This window comes from Phytobacter massiliensis JC163, from assembly GCF_000321045.1.
GTDB classification, from domain to species: Bacteria; Pseudomonadota; Gammaproteobacteria; order Enterobacterales; family Enterobacteriaceae; genus Phytobacter_A; species Phytobacter_A massiliensis.
The window spans coordinates 260,072-275,977 of record NZ_HE578947.1 but is presented as its reverse complement, the minus strand read 5'-3'; the positions used below and the strand labels follow the sequence as shown (position 1 = coordinate 275,977).

Genomic DNA, 15,906 nt, shown 5'->3' with positions numbered 1-15,906 from the left:
AATTATTGCCAGCCGTAGCGGCGGCTATAAAACCCTTTCACCAGTTGCGTTAGCGTCATATACCCCGCAAGGATGGCGACCAGCCACGGGAACCAGGCGAGCGGCAGCGCCTGCAGTTGCAGGAAGCCCGCCAGCGGCGAGAAGGGCAGCGCGATACCGACGGCGATAACAAGCAGGGTCATCACGGTAAGCGGCCAGGCGGCACGGCTCTGGATAAACGGCAGACGGCGGGTGCGGATCATATGCACAATCAGCGTCTGCGATAACAGCCCCACCACAAACCAGCCCGACTGAAACAGCGTCTGCGCTTCCGGCACGTTGGCCTGAAATACCCACCACATAACGCAGAACGTCAGAATGTCGAAAATAGAGCTGATGGGGCCAAAGAAGATCATAAAGCGGCCAAGATCCGTCGGATTCCAGCGCTGCGGCTGCTGGAGCTGTTCGTCATCCACGTTATCAAACGGGATCGCCACCTGCGACACATCGTACAGCAGGTTCTGCAGCAGTAAGTGCAACGGCAGCATCGGCAGGAAGGGCAGGAAAGCGCTTGCCACCAGCACGCTGAAGACGTTGCCGAAGTTTGAACTGGCGGTCATCCTGATATATTTCAGCATGTTGATAAAGGTCTTACGCCCTTCGATTACCCCCTCCTCCAGCACCATCAGGCTCTTTTCCAGCAGGATGATGTCCGCCGCCTCGCGGGCGATATCTACCGCCCCGTCCACGGAGATACCGATATCCGCCGCGCGCAGCGCCGGGGCGTCGTTTATGCCGTCGCCCATAAAGCCCACCACGTGACCGTCACGCTTAAGCAGCGTGACGATACGCTCTTTGTGCATTGGCGTCAGGCGGGCAAACAGCGTGGTACGGCGGGCAAGCGCGGCCAGCTCCGCGTCGTCCATACCCTCAATCTGGCTGCCGGTGACCCATACGCCTGGCTCCAGCCCCACCTCCTGGCACACTTTAGCCGCCACCAGCTCGCTGTCACCGGTAAGAATTTTGACGGTAATGCCGCTGTCGGCCAGCGCCTTTAACGCGGGCGCGGTGCTCTCTTTCGGCGGATCGAGGAAAGCGATGTAGCCTTCCAGAATAAGATCGGACTCCTCCACCCGCTGATAATCGCCGCTGCGCGCCGGCAGGTAGCGGGTCGCCACCGCCACCACGCGCAGCCCCTGACGGTTCTGCGTCGCAGTCACCCGGCGGATTCGGCGCAGCATGGTCTCAGTAAGAGGATGGATCTCTTCGTGATAGCGAACATGGCTGCAAACGCTGAGCACCTCTTCCAGCGCGCCTTTGCAGATAAGCAGATGGACCGCCTCATTTTCGGCCACCACCACCGACATCCGACGCCGCTCAAAATCAAAGGGGATCTCATCGATTTTGCGCCAGCGCGACGAGAGCGACAGCGCCGTCTGCGCCGTTACCCCTTCCAGCACCGCCGTATCCAGCAGGTTTTTCAGGCCGGTCTGATAATGGCTGTTGAGCCAGGCGGCATGCAGCACGCGGTCGCTGGTCTTGCCGACAATATCGGTATGCGTTTCCAGCACGATCTTATCCTGGGTCAGCGTGCCGGTTTTATCGGTGCAGAGGATATCCATCGCGCCAAAGTTCTGGATCGCATCCAGATGCTTGACGATCACTTTCTGTTTCGACAGCCTGACCGCGCCGCGCGCCAGCGTCGAGGTGACAATCATCGGCAGCATTTCCGGCGTCAGCCCAACCGCCACCGACAGTGAAAACAGCGCCGCTTCCCACCAGTCTCCTTTCGTAAAGCCGTTAATCAGCAGCACCACCGGCGTCATAACCAGCATAAAGCGGATGAGCAGCATACTGACGCGGCTGATACCCTGCTGAAAGGCATTCGGCTCGCTCTCCTGTTCCGCGACCCGCCCGGCCAGCTGACCGAACCATGTGCCAGCGCCGGTGGCGATAACCAGCGCCAGCGCGGTGCCGCTCACCACGCTGGTGCCCATAAAGCACAGGGTGTCGCACTCCAGGGGGTTGTTTTGCTCAGGCGCGCGGGTGTGCGCCACTTTTTCGACCGGCAGAGATTCACCGGTGAGCGAGGCCTGGGCGACAAACAGATCCCGCGCCTGAATCAGCCGCAGATCCGCCGGGATCATATCGCCCGCCGCCAGTTTCACCACGTCGCCGGGAACCAGCCGATCGAGCGGGATCGTCTGCCACGCGCTTTCTCCCTGCGCGTTCACCACCCGCAGCACCGTCGCGGTATTGCTGACCATCGCTTTCAGCGCATCCGCCGCTTTGGTGGATCGCGTTTCCTGCATGAAGTTCAGGAGGGTCGAAATCGCCACCATCAGCGCGATCACCCCGGCGGCGAAAAGATCCTCGGAGGCGTAAGAGAAGATGCCCAGACAGGTGAGCAGCAGGTTAAAGGGGTTGCGATAGCAGGCCCACAAATGGCGCCACCAGGGTAACGGCTGCTGTGCCGGAAGCTGGTTTGCGCCATGTTTTGCCCGGGCAGCGCGCACCTCTTTCGCGTTCAGCCCTTCCGGGTGGCTGTGGAGCTCCGTCCAGAGCTGTTCAGGGTTCATCTTCGCCAGCCGCAGACAGCGCTCGCTTAAGCCGGGCGGGATAGCAACGCCGGAAACAGCAGAAGCCTGCGCCAGCGGATCGCGCTGGACCAGGCGGCGGGGTAAATGGCGGTTAAGCCGGGCCAGAAGCCGGGTGATATTTTTCAACATAAGGGTCGTCCTTGCCCCCGCATCACGCGGGTGCATTACACGTTGGGTCCGCAACGGGCGCGACGGCGCCGCGTCGTCAGACGTTACCAGGCAAAGACGATAATGCGTCGCTGCCTGCCGTTTCCGGCAAGACAGCGCAGGCAGGCTTACCGGAAGAGAATTCTCCGTTCAGGGAGAGGGGTGGGATCGGGATCCATTGCGCCTCCGGTAAGGTTGAAAAAAAGGGGTTTGAGTAAAGCGCCGAGATAATAACGCTACTGAATTAAACCAAACGTAAACCAGATTTTACTCATAGGCGTTTGTTGCGGTTATAGCCACACTTGCTTAACCCGACTCTTCGTTTAATGAGGAACAGGACAGTACAGATGCCAAACCGGCTGACTATTAAAGACATTGCCCGCTTAAGCGGCGTGGGCAAATCCACCGTCTCCCGCGTGCTGAACAATGAAAGCGGCGTGAGCGACCGCACCCGGCAGCGCGTTGCCGCGGTGGTGAATCAGCACGGCTTCTCCCCTTCCCGCTCCGCCAGGGCCATGCGCGGCCAGAGCGATAAGGTGGTCGCGATTATTGTCTCGCGTCTCGACTCTCTGTCAGAAAACCGCGCCGTCCAGACGATGCTGCCCGCCTTTTACGATCGCGGCTACGACCCCATCATGCTGGAGAGCCGCTTTTCCGCGCAGCGGGTAGAGGAGCATCTGCATATGCTGCGTCAGCGGAACGTGGACGGGGTGGTGCTGTTCGGTTTTTCCGGGGTGGCGGAGAAACTGCCCTCGTTCTGGCACACCTCGCTGGTGCTGCTGGCGCGCGACGCGGAAGGTTTCGCCTCCGTGAGCTACGACGATGAAGGTGCGATTACGCTGTTAATGGAAAAGCTCTATGCGCAGGGGCACCGCCACATCAGTTTTCTTGGCGTGCCGCACAGCGACGCCACCACCGGCAAGCGGCGTCACGACGCCTACATGGCTTTTTGCCAGCGCCACGCCCTCAGCCCCCGCTATGCGCTGCCGGGCCTTGGGATGAGGCTGGGTTATGAACATGTCGCCAGCGTGCTCTCTACGCACACCTCTGCGCTGGTCTGCGCCACGGACACGCTGGCGCTGGGGGCGAGTAAATATTTGCAGGAGCAGCAGATAACCCGCCTGCAGCTGGCGAGCGTCGGCAACACTCCGCTGATAAAATTCCTGCATCCGGAAATTGTCACGGTCGACCCGGGCTATGCCGAGGCGGGGCAGCAGGCCGCCGCCCAGCTTATCGCCCAGATGAACGAGCAGGCCGAGCCGCGCGAGATTATCATTCCAGCCCGCCTCGCCTGACCGGCTTTTTACTGGCCGTCAGGCGCTGCTCAGCACACTGATTTAGTTGAATAATTAATCAGAATTTTTCCGCCAACATTTACAAAAGCCACAATGCCCGTGGTTTGTACTCTCCCTTGTTTACCTTGTTCTGAATCAAAAAAAGCGCAAACTTGTTTGATGCAAATCACTATATATAGAACTTAGAATGCACGCCGACCCAACATATTGTATTAATCGTCTATTATTTCAACAAGCCGCGCCATAGCCGCGCCACGTGGAATTGTGGATAAAAAGGGTCAGGATTCGGGGAAACCACTGTAACGGCAATGAATATCGGCGGTGCATATTTCCCCACCTCTGTGGATAAACTGTTTTTAAGATGGAGAGATGGAGAGAACATGACACCGCATGTGATGAAACGAGACGGCAACAAAGCGCCGTTTAAGTCAGAGCGCATTCAGGAAGCTATTCTACGTGCAGCTAAAGCAGCGGGAGTCGATGACGCAGACTATTGCGCCACCGTCGCAGCAGTCGTCAGCCAACAGATGCATGGCCGTGAGCAGGTCGATATCAATGAAATCCAGACGGCGGTTGAAAACCAGCTTATGTCCGGGCCTTACAAGCAGCTCGCGCGCGCCTATATCGAATATCGCCACGATCGCGATATCTCCCGTGAAAAACGGGGCCGCCTGAACCAGGAGATCCGTGGGCTGGTTGAACAAACCAACTCTGCGCTGCTCAACGAGAACGCGAATAAAGACAGCAAAGTGATCCCCACCCAGCGCGATCTGCTGGCGGGCATCGTCGCCAAACATTACGCACGCCAGCACCTGCTGCCCCGTGACGTCGTACAGGCCCACGAGCGTGGCGAAATCCATTATCACGATCTCGACTACTCGCCCTTCTTCCCGATGTTCAACTGCATGCTGATTGATTTAAAAGGCATGCTGACGCAAGGCTTCAAGATGGGCAACGCCGAGATCGAGCCGCCGAAATCCATCTCTACCGCCACCGCGGTAACGGCGCAGATCATCGCCCAGGTCGCCAGCCATATTTACGGCGGCACCACCATCAACCGTATCGATGAAGTGCTGGCGCCGTTTGTCAGCGCGAGCTTCGCCAAGCACCGTAAAGTTGCCGAAGAGTGGCAGATCCCCGATGCGGACGGCTACGCCCACAGCCGCACCGAGAAAGAGTGCTACGACGCGTTTCAGTCGCTGGAGTATGAGGTGAACACGCTGCATACCGCCAACGGCCAGACGCCGTTCGTTACCTTTGGTTTCGGTCTTGGCACCAGCTGGGAGTCCCGCCTGATTCAGCAGTCCATTCTGCGTAACCGTATCGCCGGGCTGGGCAAAAACCGCAAAACCGCCGTCTTCCCGAAACTGGTGTTCGCCATTAAAGATGGCCTCAACCACAAGTATGACGATCCGAACTACGACATCAAACAGCTGGCGCTGGAGTGCGCGAGCAAGCGCATGTACCCGGATATCCTCAACTACGATCAGGTCGTCAAAGTGACCGGCTCGTTTAAAACCCCGATGGGCTGCCGCAGCTTCCTTGGCGTATGGGAAAACGAGAACGGCGAACAGGTGCACGACGGGCGCAACAACCTGGGCGTGATCAGCCTGAACCTGCCGCGCATCGCGCTGGAAGCCAAAGGGGACGAGGCGGCGTTCTGGACGCTGCTCGATCAGCGCCTGGAGCTGGCGCGCAAAGCGCTGATGACCCGTATCGCCCGTCTGGAAGGGGTGAAAGCGCGCGTGGCCCCCATCCTCTATATGGAAGGGGCCTGCGGCGTGCGCCTGAAAGCGGACGACGACGTGTCGGAAATCTTCAAAAACGGCCGCGCGTCGATTTCGCTGGGCTATATCGGCATTCACGAGACCATCAACGCCCTGTTCGGCGAAACGCACATGTACGACAGCGAGCAGCTGCGTGCTAAAGGCATCGCCATCGTTGAGCGACTGCGTCAGGCGGTGGACCAGTGGAAGGATGAAACCGGCTACGGCTTTAGCCTTTACAGCACCCCCAGTGAAAACCTGTGCGACCGCTTCTGCCGTCTCGACACCGCGGAGTTCGGCGTTGTGGAAGGGGTGACGGACAAGGGCTACTACACCAACAGCTTCCACCTCGACGTGGAGAAGAAGGTGAACCCGTACGACAAGATCGACTTCGAAGCGCCCTACCCGCCTTTAGCCAGCGGCGGCTTTATCTGCTACGGCGAGTACCCGAACATTCAGCATAACCTGCGGGCGCTGGAGGATGTCTGGGATTACAGCTACCAGCATGTGCCTTACTACGGCACCAATACGCCGATCGACGAGTGCTATGAGTGCGGCTTCACTGGCGAATTCGAGTGCACCAGTAAAGGCTTCACCTGCCCGAAATGCGGCAATCACGACGCCGCCCGCGTCTCGGTCACCCGCCGGGTATGTGGTTACCTCGGCAGCCCGGACGCCCGTCCGTTCAACGCCGGTAAGCAGGAAGAGGTGAAGCGCCGCGTTAAACATCTGGGGAATGGGCAGATCGGTTAATCCTTCGTTTGCCATGCATAAATGCCGGATGGCGGTGTAAGGAGCCGATCTGGCGTACATATTCCAGGCTCTTCGCATTAACATTCGATGCGTTTTTCGCAAAGCAATTAGCGTCAGAGCAAGGCGACAAACGAAGGAATCCCCAGGAGCGTACATTAAGTACGTGACTGGGGTGAGTGAGTGCAGTCAACGCGGCTATGGCGTTAATTGAGAAGCGAAAATGAATTACCATCAATACTACCCCGTTGACATCGTCAACGGCCCCGGCACCCGCTGCACCCTGTTCGTTTCAGGGTGCGTCCATGAATGCCCCGGCTGCTATAACAAAAGCACCTGGCGGCTCAACTCGGGCAACCCGTTTACGCCGGAGATGGAAGATCGCATTATCGCCGACCTCAACGACACGCGTATTAAACGTCAGGGGCTGTCGTTGTCCGGCGGCGACCCGCTGCATCCCCAGAACGTGGCGGATGTCCTCAGGCTGGTGAAGCGTATTCATGCCGAATGCCCCGGCAAAGATATCTGGGTGTGGACGGGTTATAAGCTTGATGAGCTGAACGACGCGCAGAGGGAAGTGGTTGATCTGATTAACGTGCTGGTCGACGGAAAATTTGTGCAGGATCTAAAAGACCCGGCGCTGATCTGGCGGGGCAGCAGCAACCAGGTCGTTCATCATTTGCGTTAATCCACGTCTTCCCGGATGCGGCTACGCCTTATCCGGGCTGGATAGCGCATCCGGGAAAATCATTACTTAGCGACGATAAAACGTTTCTCGTCTTCCATAAACGCTTTGTCGCCCGCTGGCGCTTTCACCGAACCAAAGTTCATATGGCCGCGCAGCTTCCAGCTTGCCGGAACATTCCAGGTACGCTGCACGTCTTCATCCACCAGCGGGTTATAGTGCTGCAGGTTCGCGCCGATGCCTTTTTCCGCCAGCGCCAGCCATACCGCATACTGCGCGATACCGGTGCTGTGTTCAGACCAAATCGGGAAGTTATCAGCGTAGGCGGCAAACTGCTCCTGCAGGCGGGTCACCACGTCCTGATCTTCAAAAAACAGCACCGAACCCGCGGCAGCGGCGAAACCGTCGAGCTTATCGGAGGTGGCATGGAAATTTTCCGCCGGGACAATCTTTCTTAACTGTTCGCGTACCAGTTCCCAGAATTTGTTGTGTTCGTTACCCAGCAGGATCAGCGCGCGTGAACTTTGCGAGTTAAAGGCAGAGGGCGCCTGACGAATGGCTTCCTGGATGGTCGCGATGACTTCTTCTTCCGCCACCGGCAGCTCTTTGCCCAGGGCGTAAATGGTACGACGTTGTTTAGCTAACGCGAGAAAGTTGTCTGACATAATGCCTCCGGAAAGAATAGTGAACTCTGACGGTCTGACGACACGCGCAGCAGGTTCGCCGCGTGATAAAACGTTATTAAGTATTCGTTGAAAGGTGTTCATGGTTCGTCAGTTCCCGTCGTTACCCCTGAAACCGGGCAAGCCGCCTTTCGGCTCTCGCCCGGACGTTTAGAGAGTAATCCTCGTGGCCGCTCAGGGAAAGCAGAACTCTTTGTTTCTATTGTTCAAAAAATAGAAGGAGTGAATGGCGCGGCACAGAAGGCGCAGGCCTGGCTAAAAACGGCTTACGCACTCCAGTGCGATCGCTTTAAACGAGGTAAAATCTTTCGCCGCGCTCAGCCTGGCAGCGGCCCGCTCGCGCAGGAAGGTGACGAAAATATCGTAGATGGCCATCGCCTCTTCGTATTCGCTTTTACTGATGGCCAGCAGGAAAATGACATGGGCAGTCTCCTCGCCCCACGGGATGCCCTGCGGGGCGAGCACGGTGTAGACCACTGTTTTTTTGGCCTGCAAACCCAGCGAGTGCGGCAGGGCTATCCCCTCGCCCAGCATCGTGCTGACAATGGCTTCGCGCTCCGCCACCGAGTCAACAAAGTCAGTCCCGACAAAGCCTTCCTCCACAAGCTGGTCGCACAGCGTTGTAAACAACGTCTGCCTGTCCAGCGGACGGTCAATAATAGTGAAATGGGCGGCGTCGAAATACTTCTCCAGAATCCACGGGCGCGTTCTGTCCACCAGCACCAGTTTGCCAATCTGTTCAAGCTGATACTCTGTCGGGAATGGCGCGATGGTCACAACCGGCTTCGCTTTCTCGCTGATACGGGCCGTGGAGATAACAAAATCTTCGCTCAGGGCATCGCACTGCTCGTAATCACGCAACGTGACCGTGCGAGTGACCTCAATTTGCGGGTATTTGCGCTGCAACACCGCTTCTATCATCCGCGCCATGGCGTTCCCGGCGTCGCACACCAGCAGCACGCGCGGCCGACGCTGATAACCAATATTGTAGTGACGCTCCAGCCCGACGCCGACATGCAGTACCAGGAACCCCACTTCGTTTTCACTGATGGTATAGGGGGTATGTTTACTCCAGCTGGAGACCGCCGCCAGCGTCATGTCCCAGGCCATCGGGTAGTGCTGTTTGATGTTATCCAGCAGCGGATTAAGGATCATAATCTGGTAGCGCAGCCGGGTGATCATGGTCTTGATATGAGTCAGCAGGTCCGCATGAAGCTGAGGGTCATTCTGTAAGTTGTAGTTATAGTGATTGTTGATATAAGACAGAATGTAGTTCACCAGGGCTTCGTCATCGTCGGCGCTGATGGTGCTGGGGGTGATATCCTGCCGCTGCCGGGCGGCAATATGCACCCGCAGCCAGTGTTCTTCGGCGGCGGCCAACGGTTTCCCCGCCAGCTGCTGCAACGCAGCCGCAATGTCGCGCGCCGCGTCGTGCACGTTTTCATCGCCATCGTCGGCGCTAAATTCCGACAGCGGAAACCCTTCGCTAATGCGGCGCACCGCTACGGCGCAATAGAGGCGAATAAAAAGCTCGCCCTCGTCAGTCAGGCGAATATGATGGCGGGAGAAGATCTCCGGCAAAATAACCGCGAGCTGCTCCGGCACCCCCGCATAGACCGCCTCTTCGATAATGAGCGGATGCCGGGCGTTAAGCTGCGCCAGTTCCCACAGCAGATCGGTCATACAGGCGCGGAGCGCCATTTCGCTGCCGAATAACTTCATGCCGTGGCGCGGCCGCGTCTCCAGCGACAGACGATAACGGGAAAACCACTCGCGCACCTCCGCCATGTCATTTTGCAGGGTCGCGCGGCTGACAAACCACTCATCCGCCAGGTCTTCCAGCTTCAATGAAAAAGCCGAGGTCAGAAAACGCAGCAGTAGATAATGCACGCGCTCCGGTCCGCTGCGTGGGATCCGCAGCCCCCGTGGCCGCTCCGCCTGTAGCGTTTGATAGCGCGCGGCATCGTCAATTTTAAGTTGATATCCGCTGCCCCGGTTGAGAATAAACTGCGCCCCATGCTGCGCCAGCAGGGCATTCAGCGCAGCGATATCCGCCCGGACGGTACGTGTGGACACCGACAGCCGCTGCGCCAGTTCATCCTGGGGCAGCGACTCGTTTTGCAACATCTCAAATAACTGCGCTAAACGCTGGTTCGGGAATCGCACGTCGTGTCCTCTTACGTCTCAGGAAGTGTGGAGATAACCATCCCGGATGGGCTACCCACCGGCGTGTACTCAGACTCAAAGCTTAGCTTCCCACCCAGCGCCATGCGAAATACGGCGGCGCATTTAGTATGCTGTAACTAATTTCTTCGTCATCGCCAGTAGCGTGCGAACATCTTCCGGGCGGGTATCGCCGCTGGCGCTATCAATAATCGAGCTGTAAATGTGCGGAATGATTTTGCTGACCCCGGCGTCGAGCGCAATCTGCAGGATGGCCTCAAAGTTCGTGAGATCAATCCCGCCGGTCGGCTCAAGCCAGAAGTCGTGGCGGGCACAGGCCTGCGCCACCGCCTGATATTCCTCCCGACAGCGCAAACCGCCCATCGGGAAATATTTGATTGAACTGCCGCCCATATCTTTGAGCAAGGCGATGGCCGTTTCAACCGGCACAATGGCGTCCTCTGCGCCGCTGCTCAACGGGCCAGTGGAAATTTTCACCTGCCCTGGGGTGCCGGTGGGCGATACCAGACCGTTGACGACCGTTTCGTTCTGCCCCAGCAGCGCGCGGCTGGTCGCCACGCCAGTAAAGACCTGGTTAACGTGCTGCGGCTGGATTTCGCGGGAGATGGCGCTGACCATCGCCGACTGGTTCGGATCGCCCGCCCCCAGCCCCACGGAGATCGCATTGTCGATCAGCGCAGCGTAGTCACGCATGTCCGCCACGGCGCTTGCCACGTCAGGGTAGTTTTTGGAGAGCACGCCTACCAGCACATGCCCTTCGGCGGCCTCGTAAACGGCGCTGGCGTTCGCTTTGCTCCCGGCCAGTACGTTCAGGCAGACCCGGTCGTGATAAAAATTGGGCGTCAGTTTCATGCGACTTGCTCCTTATTCAGTTCTTCGGCAATGCGGCTTGCCACGATAGCTAACTGTTCCGCCGTCACGCTGCGCACATCGGCTTCAATGATCCCCTCATTGGCTTTGTAGCCGCGAAAGTAAATGGCGTACTCACCCTGCCTGAGGGCATCGACCAGCGCGCCCGTGGCGATACCGGTGACGGCCTCATCGAACTTAATTTCGCTGCGGGCAATATCGCGCCCGGCGCTGTCCCACACCACGCGGGCGCTGACGCCAGTGAGGGTGTTAAGCTCGGCGATAAACGGCGTCATTTTCTCGACCATCTCCGCCCCGCTCTCTTTGGCGGCGCTCAGGTAATGTTCTATGGCGCAGGTCAGGCCAAGGATGCCCTCTTTGCCCACCTTCATCGCCCGACCAATGCCTGCCGACTGGCGCTTAACCCATTCCACATACTGCCGTTTACCCAACACCAGCCCGCTGGTCGGCCCCTCGATCGCTTTGGCGCCGCTGTAAATCACCAGATCCGCACCGGCGCGGTAATAGCACTGCAAATCCTCTTCGGCGGCGGCATCGACAATCAGCGGCAGGTTGTGCTGACGCGCCACCGCCACCGCCTGTTCGACGCTGAGCATACTTTTCTGCACGCAGTGGTGCGATTTGATGTACAGCAACGCCGCCGTGCGCGGGGTTATCGCCGCCGCCAGCTGCGCGCTTGAGCATTCGTTGGCGTAGCCTGCCTCGACCAGTTTGCCGCCGCCCAGCGCCACCATCGTCCCCACCGGCGCGCCGAAGTTGACGTTATGGCCTTTTGGCAGCACGATTTCGTTGTTTTCAATTGCCGTCGTATGCAAGTTTTCCAGCAGCCAGTCGCTGTCTCGTACCAGCACGGCAGCGACCGACTGGGCAATTCCCGCCGAGGCGCAGGCGACCACCGTCGCCCCTTCAACCTCCAGCAGCTTCGCAATGTAATCGCCGGTTTTATTGACCAGATCTTTCATTTCGAAGTAGTGGTTCATGCCGCTCAGCACCGCTTCCGCGACTTCCGGGCGCGGGGTTGAGACGCCGAGCGCCGTCATTCGCCCGGAGGCGTTAATCACTTGCTTAAGCTGATACTTTTCATAGATCGAAGACATGCTCTGCGCTCCCTTGTTCGGTCATATAGCCTCTGCCCGCCCGAATGGCGGCCAGCGGCGTCAGTAACTGGTCGGCCTGTAAACTGTCGTTTTCCGCATCACGGAAAAGCACCGGCTGGCGACGCAGGTCGAAAATAGTCAGGTCGGCGTCATAACCCGCCGCCAGCCGCCCTTTCCGGCGCAGGCGCAGCCCGTCGGCGGCGTGCTCGGTCACGCAGGCGATGACCTGCGGCAGCGTCATGCCAAGGGCGAGGAATTTGGACATCACTTTCGCCAGGGAGTAGACCGGGCCATTGATGCGGTTACGGCAGTAGATATCGGAACTGATGGTGTGCGGCAAAATCCCCAGCCCGATGGCCTGTTTTGCTACCGCAAAGCTCAGGCTGGCGCTGCCGTGGCCGACATCCAGCCGCACGCCACGGGCGATGGCGCGGGTTATCGACGCGCGCAGTTCGCCTGCGGGCGTAAGAATACGGTTCGGTTTGCCGTTGTAGCAGTGGGTGATAATGTCCCCTGCGCTGAGCCGTTCGGCAATCTCATCCAGGTCTGGCGGGTTATTGCCGATGTGTACCATCAGCGGCAGATTGCCATTCTCCTGCTGAAGAGCTTTAGCGTGCGTCAGCGGCGCAATGCCGTTATCGCCGACCACGCTACTGCTCATTCGCGCTTTCAGGCCAACAATAAAATCCGGGTGGCGCTTCACCGCCTGTTGCAACGCTTCGGCGTTAATATTGTTCATATCCGCCAGTTCGTTTTGCGCGATCAGCCCCACGCGGGAGATATTCAGCAACGCATAAACGTCGGTAACCGCCTCGCGGGTCAGCGTGTAGAAGTCATCGATATCATCCGCCCCGGTGCTGCCCGCATCGATGACCGTCGTCACGCCAGTGGCGATACCGATAATATCCGGCTGGTCGTGATAGATAGGCGAGCGAGGGTAGCAATGGACATGGGCGTCAATCCAGCCCGCGCTCACATAATGTTTACCCGCTAAATCAACCGTTTTGGTCGCCTGCCCCTCTGTTATACCCATCTGCGCGATTTTGCCGTCTTTAATGGCGATATCGGTTACCGTCTCATCCACCAGTCGCGCCTGGCGCAGAAGTAAATCAAACATGCGTTTCTCCAGTCATAACGGGCGCTTTCGCGCCCTGGCAGGTCAAAGTGAGACCGGGAAGATGGCGCCCAGCAGCATCGCGCCGAGGATCGCGCCGCCGGTAATGGGTTTCTGCCACAGGTAGAACAGCAGCGCGCCAACCAGCGAGCCAATGCCGATAGGAATCGAGGCGGTCATGGCGCTTAAGATAATCAACGGCCCAAGGAAGCGACCGGAAGCGTTGCCTGCGCCCATCATCACATCCGCTCCATAGGTGGAGTCGCTCTGGTTGATGGTGAACTTACGCGCCAGAATGATGATGTAGCCAATCGCCAGACCAATCACCAGGCCGGTGGCCAGCGAGGCGATAAAGTTCTCTACCGGGAAGATAATACCCGCGCCGAGCAGCAGCGCCGGGACGCCTAAGCCCACGCCCGTCTGGATCGCGCCGCCAATGTCGAGGATCCCCACCAGCGAGCCTTCGATAATACGCGCGAACAGGAAGCTCGCGCCGAAGGCGGCAACCGCGCCGTATGCGCCGGTGTCGATCCCCGCTTTCAGCATTGCCACAAAGGCCACTTCGTTAAACGCGCCAATACCGTAGAGGTAGTACATGTGCGTCCCGGCGAAGACGCCGGAGGAGAGCAGACCGACAAAAATCGGGAATGACCAGTCGGCGAACCAAAAACCTTTATTCTGTTCCATAACCTTTCCTTACTTGCCGCTGAGCGAGTTGTGGATGAGTTCGAGCCAGTTCGGCGCGCCCAGATGGAAGGATTCGAGCATTTTCAGGTCGAAGCCGCGGAAGAAGGCGCTCAGCACAAACAGGGCGACAATGGCGCTCATCATCACTTTGGTAACGCGGTTCCAGCCGCTCTCTTCCACCCCTTTGCCGATCAGAATGCCCAGCACCAGGCCCGGTACGGCGTTGCCCATAATAAGCTGCGCCGCGCCGCCGAAGACGGTGGCCCAAAAGCCGGATTTTTTACCGGCATCAATTGCCGCCAGCCAGAAGATCACGGGCATCACGGTGTTCACCAGCAGGTTTGCCGCAGGGACCAGCACTTTGACCGCCGTCACCTGTAGGGCAGCCGGCACGGAGGAGGCCGTGAGGTTAAGGAAGGTCACGACGATCATGCCGATCAGCCCGCAGGCGATGGCCATTTTTTTAGGATCGTGCAGGGTTTCGCCAACGTTGCGGTTTTTTACCATCAGCGCCGCCGCCCCCCAGTTAGGGATGATGCGGTGATCAACATCCTGGGTGAAAGACCCCGCCGCCACGGACGAAGCCCAGGCGTTGAAGAAGAACCCCAGACCAAAGGAGAAGTGGGAAGCGGGATCGCCTTCGCAGGAGTTCAGCTCGCCAAGTGTGCGAAATGCGCCCATGCCCTGAGTGGTGGGCGCGTGAAACATGCGTGCAGCCCCGGCGCCAACCCCAACGCCAACAAGGCCGCCGATGATGAGCGATTTTATTAGTATGAGTAAGAACATTTGTCTGCCCTTTTAGTAAGAATCAGCGTTGCGTGACGAAAGCCACCTTGTCGAGATTGATGGCGGTCACGTTGACGGTGACGTCCAGCTCCACGCTGTACGTCCGCCTTTCCCGGCGCAGAAAGAAGAACAGAAAAGCCTCTTTACGCGTCGCTTCATGCGCATGAACAACCTCCACCTCCTGCGGCTCTATGCGCAATAAAATGTGCGGCGATGCGTTCATCACCGCGGCCTGAACATGGTTTAACGCATCGGAGAAGGCGCGCGCTTTCGTCTCGCCTTTCCCTTTCACCCTGACCGTGGTAATAAACTGTTCTTTCATGGTTATTCGCCGTATTTTTTCTGCCACGCCTGCACCAGGCGCTCGCCTAACTCTTCTTTATCCATAAAGCCAAAACCGAGCACGTTGCAGCCTTCGTTGATAGCGGTCACGCCTTCATCCACCGAACGCATTCCGTATTTGGCTTTGTAGCCGTGTTTGTTTTGCGCGGTAATCGCGCCTGCGCCGCCGCTGCCGCAAAACGAAATACCGAAGGTCGCGTTTTCCGCTTTCATGACATCGCCAAGCTTCATGTCAGCCGCCACACCCGGTACCACAACCGCGCGCCCACCTGCCTTCTCAACGCCTGCGGCCACTTTCTGCCCTTTGCCCAGACGATCGCCAATCACTACGGTAATCTGTTCCATTGCTCGCTCCTTACAGGTTGTCTTTTGCCACTTCGAAGTGCACCGACAGCAGCCAGGCTTCTTCTTCCGCGAGATTGCTAAATTGCGCCACCACCTCGTGGGCAAGGCGCATAGACTCAGGGGAGATTTCGTCAAACAGGCTGGCGTCTACTTCCGGCAGCGGCTCGCCGGTCACGGACCGGTGCGCCATTGCGCGAACGTGAGAGGTCAACATCTGTTGCTGTACCGCATCAGGCGTGATGTGGTTATCACTGAGCAGGCTGTAGACCTGCGTCAACATGCGTTCGGCCAGGTTTGCCGTTTGCTCCGCCCGGTTTCCAGCGTCTTTCATTACCGCTCCGTTATTCACTCGTCTTACCCCGTTGATGACTTAGGGATAAAACTAACGTCACCGTTTACGAGTTTGTAGGCAGGAGTTTTCCACTTCGAAGTGGAAAGCCGGAGGGCATTAGTGATCTACGCCGCATAATTTGCTCGCTCGCCGATTTTTGGCTGCACAACGGTCACATTTCTGCCGGAAAACAGCGGTCATCGCCGTGAAAATGAGCATAAAAAAAGGGAATGAAGAAGGGAAAA

14 protein-coding genes are annotated in these 15,906 nt (G+C 58.2%); 3 read left to right on the top strand and 11 right to left on the bottom strand.

Annotated features, from left to right (window positions below; translation table 11 throughout):
* Window positions 1–2: 2 nt before the first annotated feature.
* Window positions 3–2,708, bottom strand: coding sequence for a magnesium-translocating P-type ATPase (gene mgtA / locus ENTHG_RS15430; protein ID WP_044181485.1), 2,706 nt, complete (start codon window positions 2,706–2,708; stop codon window positions 3–5).
* A gap of 365 nt (window positions 2,709–3,073) precedes the next feature.
* On the opposite strand from mgtA, the gene treR reads away from it, so the two are divergent.
* The 3 genes from treR to nrdG all read left to right on the top strand — a co-directional run bounded on the left by treR (window position 3,074) and on the right by nrdG (window position 7,225).
* Window positions 3,074–4,021, top strand: a complete 948-nt coding sequence (gene treR, locus ENTHG_RS15425; RefSeq protein WP_044181482.1) for a trehalose operon repressor TreR — start codon at window positions 3,074–3,076, stop codon at window positions 4,019–4,021.
* A 380-nt stretch (window positions 4,022–4,401) separates the two neighbouring features.
* Window positions 4,402–6,540, top strand: a complete 2,139-nt coding sequence (gene nrdD, locus ENTHG_RS15420) for an anaerobic ribonucleoside-triphosphate reductase (protein WP_044181479.1) — start codon at window positions 4,402–4,404, stop codon at window positions 6,538–6,540.
* 220 nt (window positions 6,541–6,760) lie between these two features.
* Entirely contained in the window at window positions 6,761–7,225 is a 465-nt protein-coding gene (gene nrdG, locus ENTHG_RS15415) for an anaerobic ribonucleoside-triphosphate reductase-activating protein (RefSeq protein ID WP_044181473.1), read from the top strand.
* 62 nt (window positions 7,226–7,287) lie between these two features.
* Here nrdG and ENTHG_RS15410 read toward each other — a convergent pair whose 3' ends face one another.
* The 10 genes from ENTHG_RS15410 to ENTHG_RS15365 all read right to left on the bottom strand — a co-directional run bounded on the left by ENTHG_RS15410 (window position 7,288) and on the right by ENTHG_RS15365 (window position 15,679).
* A complete protein-coding gene (locus ENTHG_RS15410; protein ID WP_044181469.1) occupies window positions 7,288–7,887 on the bottom strand; it encodes a nitroreductase family protein in 600 nt (199 codons plus the stop codon).
* A 273-nt stretch (window positions 7,888–8,160) separates the two neighbouring features.
* Window positions 8,161–10,071, bottom strand: a complete 1,911-nt coding sequence (locus tag ENTHG_RS15405) for a BglG family transcription antiterminator (RefSeq protein ID WP_044181467.1) — start codon at window positions 10,069–10,071, stop codon at window positions 8,161–8,163.
* Window positions 10,072–10,194: 123 nt separating this feature from the next.
* Window positions 10,195–10,941 (bottom strand): 2-dehydro-3-deoxy-phosphogluconate aldolase, encoded by a 747-nt coding sequence (gene dagF, locus ENTHG_RS15400; RefSeq protein WP_044181464.1) that lies wholly within the window; start codon window positions 10,939–10,941, stop codon window positions 10,195–10,197.
* Entirely contained in the window at window positions 10,938–12,056 is a 1,119-nt protein-coding gene (locus tag ENTHG_RS15395) for a DgaE family pyridoxal phosphate-dependent ammonia lyase (protein ID WP_044181461.1), read from the bottom strand. Before ENTHG_RS15395 ends, dagF begins: the two co-directional genes overlap by 4 nt.
* Window positions 12,040–13,173 carry an amidohydrolase/deacetylase family metallohydrolase gene (locus ENTHG_RS15390; RefSeq protein WP_044181458.1) on the bottom strand — a complete coding sequence of 378 codons (1,134 nt, stop codon included), beginning with the start codon at window positions 13,171–13,173 and terminating at the stop codon, window positions 12,040–12,042. The genes ENTHG_RS15395 and ENTHG_RS15390 overlap by 17 nt, the downstream gene beginning before the upstream one ends.
* A 42-nt stretch (window positions 13,174–13,215) precedes the next feature.
* Window positions 13,216–13,857 (bottom strand): DUF4310 family protein, encoded by a 642-nt coding sequence (locus tag ENTHG_RS15385; RefSeq protein ID WP_044181455.1) that lies wholly within the window; start codon window positions 13,855–13,857, stop codon window positions 13,216–13,218.
* Between the two features lie 9 nt (window positions 13,858–13,866).
* Complete coding sequence (locus ENTHG_RS15380) at window positions 13,867–14,643, bottom strand: DUF4311 domain-containing protein (protein ID WP_044181452.1); 777 nt, start codon at window positions 14,641–14,643, stop codon at window positions 13,867–13,869.
* Between the two features lie 22 nt (window positions 14,644–14,665).
* The gene (locus tag ENTHG_RS15375; protein WP_044181449.1) at window positions 14,666–14,965 is read right to left on the bottom strand and encodes a DUF4312 family protein; all 300 of its coding nucleotides are present in this window, start codon (window positions 14,963–14,965) and stop codon (window positions 14,666–14,668) included.
* 2 nt (window positions 14,966–14,967) lie between these two features.
* A complete protein-coding gene (locus ENTHG_RS15370; RefSeq protein WP_044181447.1) occupies window positions 14,968–15,330 on the bottom strand; it encodes an SFCGS family glycine-rich protein in 363 nt (120 codons plus the stop codon).
* A 10-nt stretch (window positions 15,331–15,340) separates the two neighbouring features.
* The gene (locus tag ENTHG_RS15365; RefSeq protein WP_071825885.1) at window positions 15,341–15,679 is read right to left on the bottom strand and encodes a glycine dehydrogenase; all 339 of its coding nucleotides are present in this window, start codon (window positions 15,677–15,679) and stop codon (window positions 15,341–15,343) included.
* Between the last annotated feature and the right edge of the window lie 227 nt (window positions 15,680–15,906).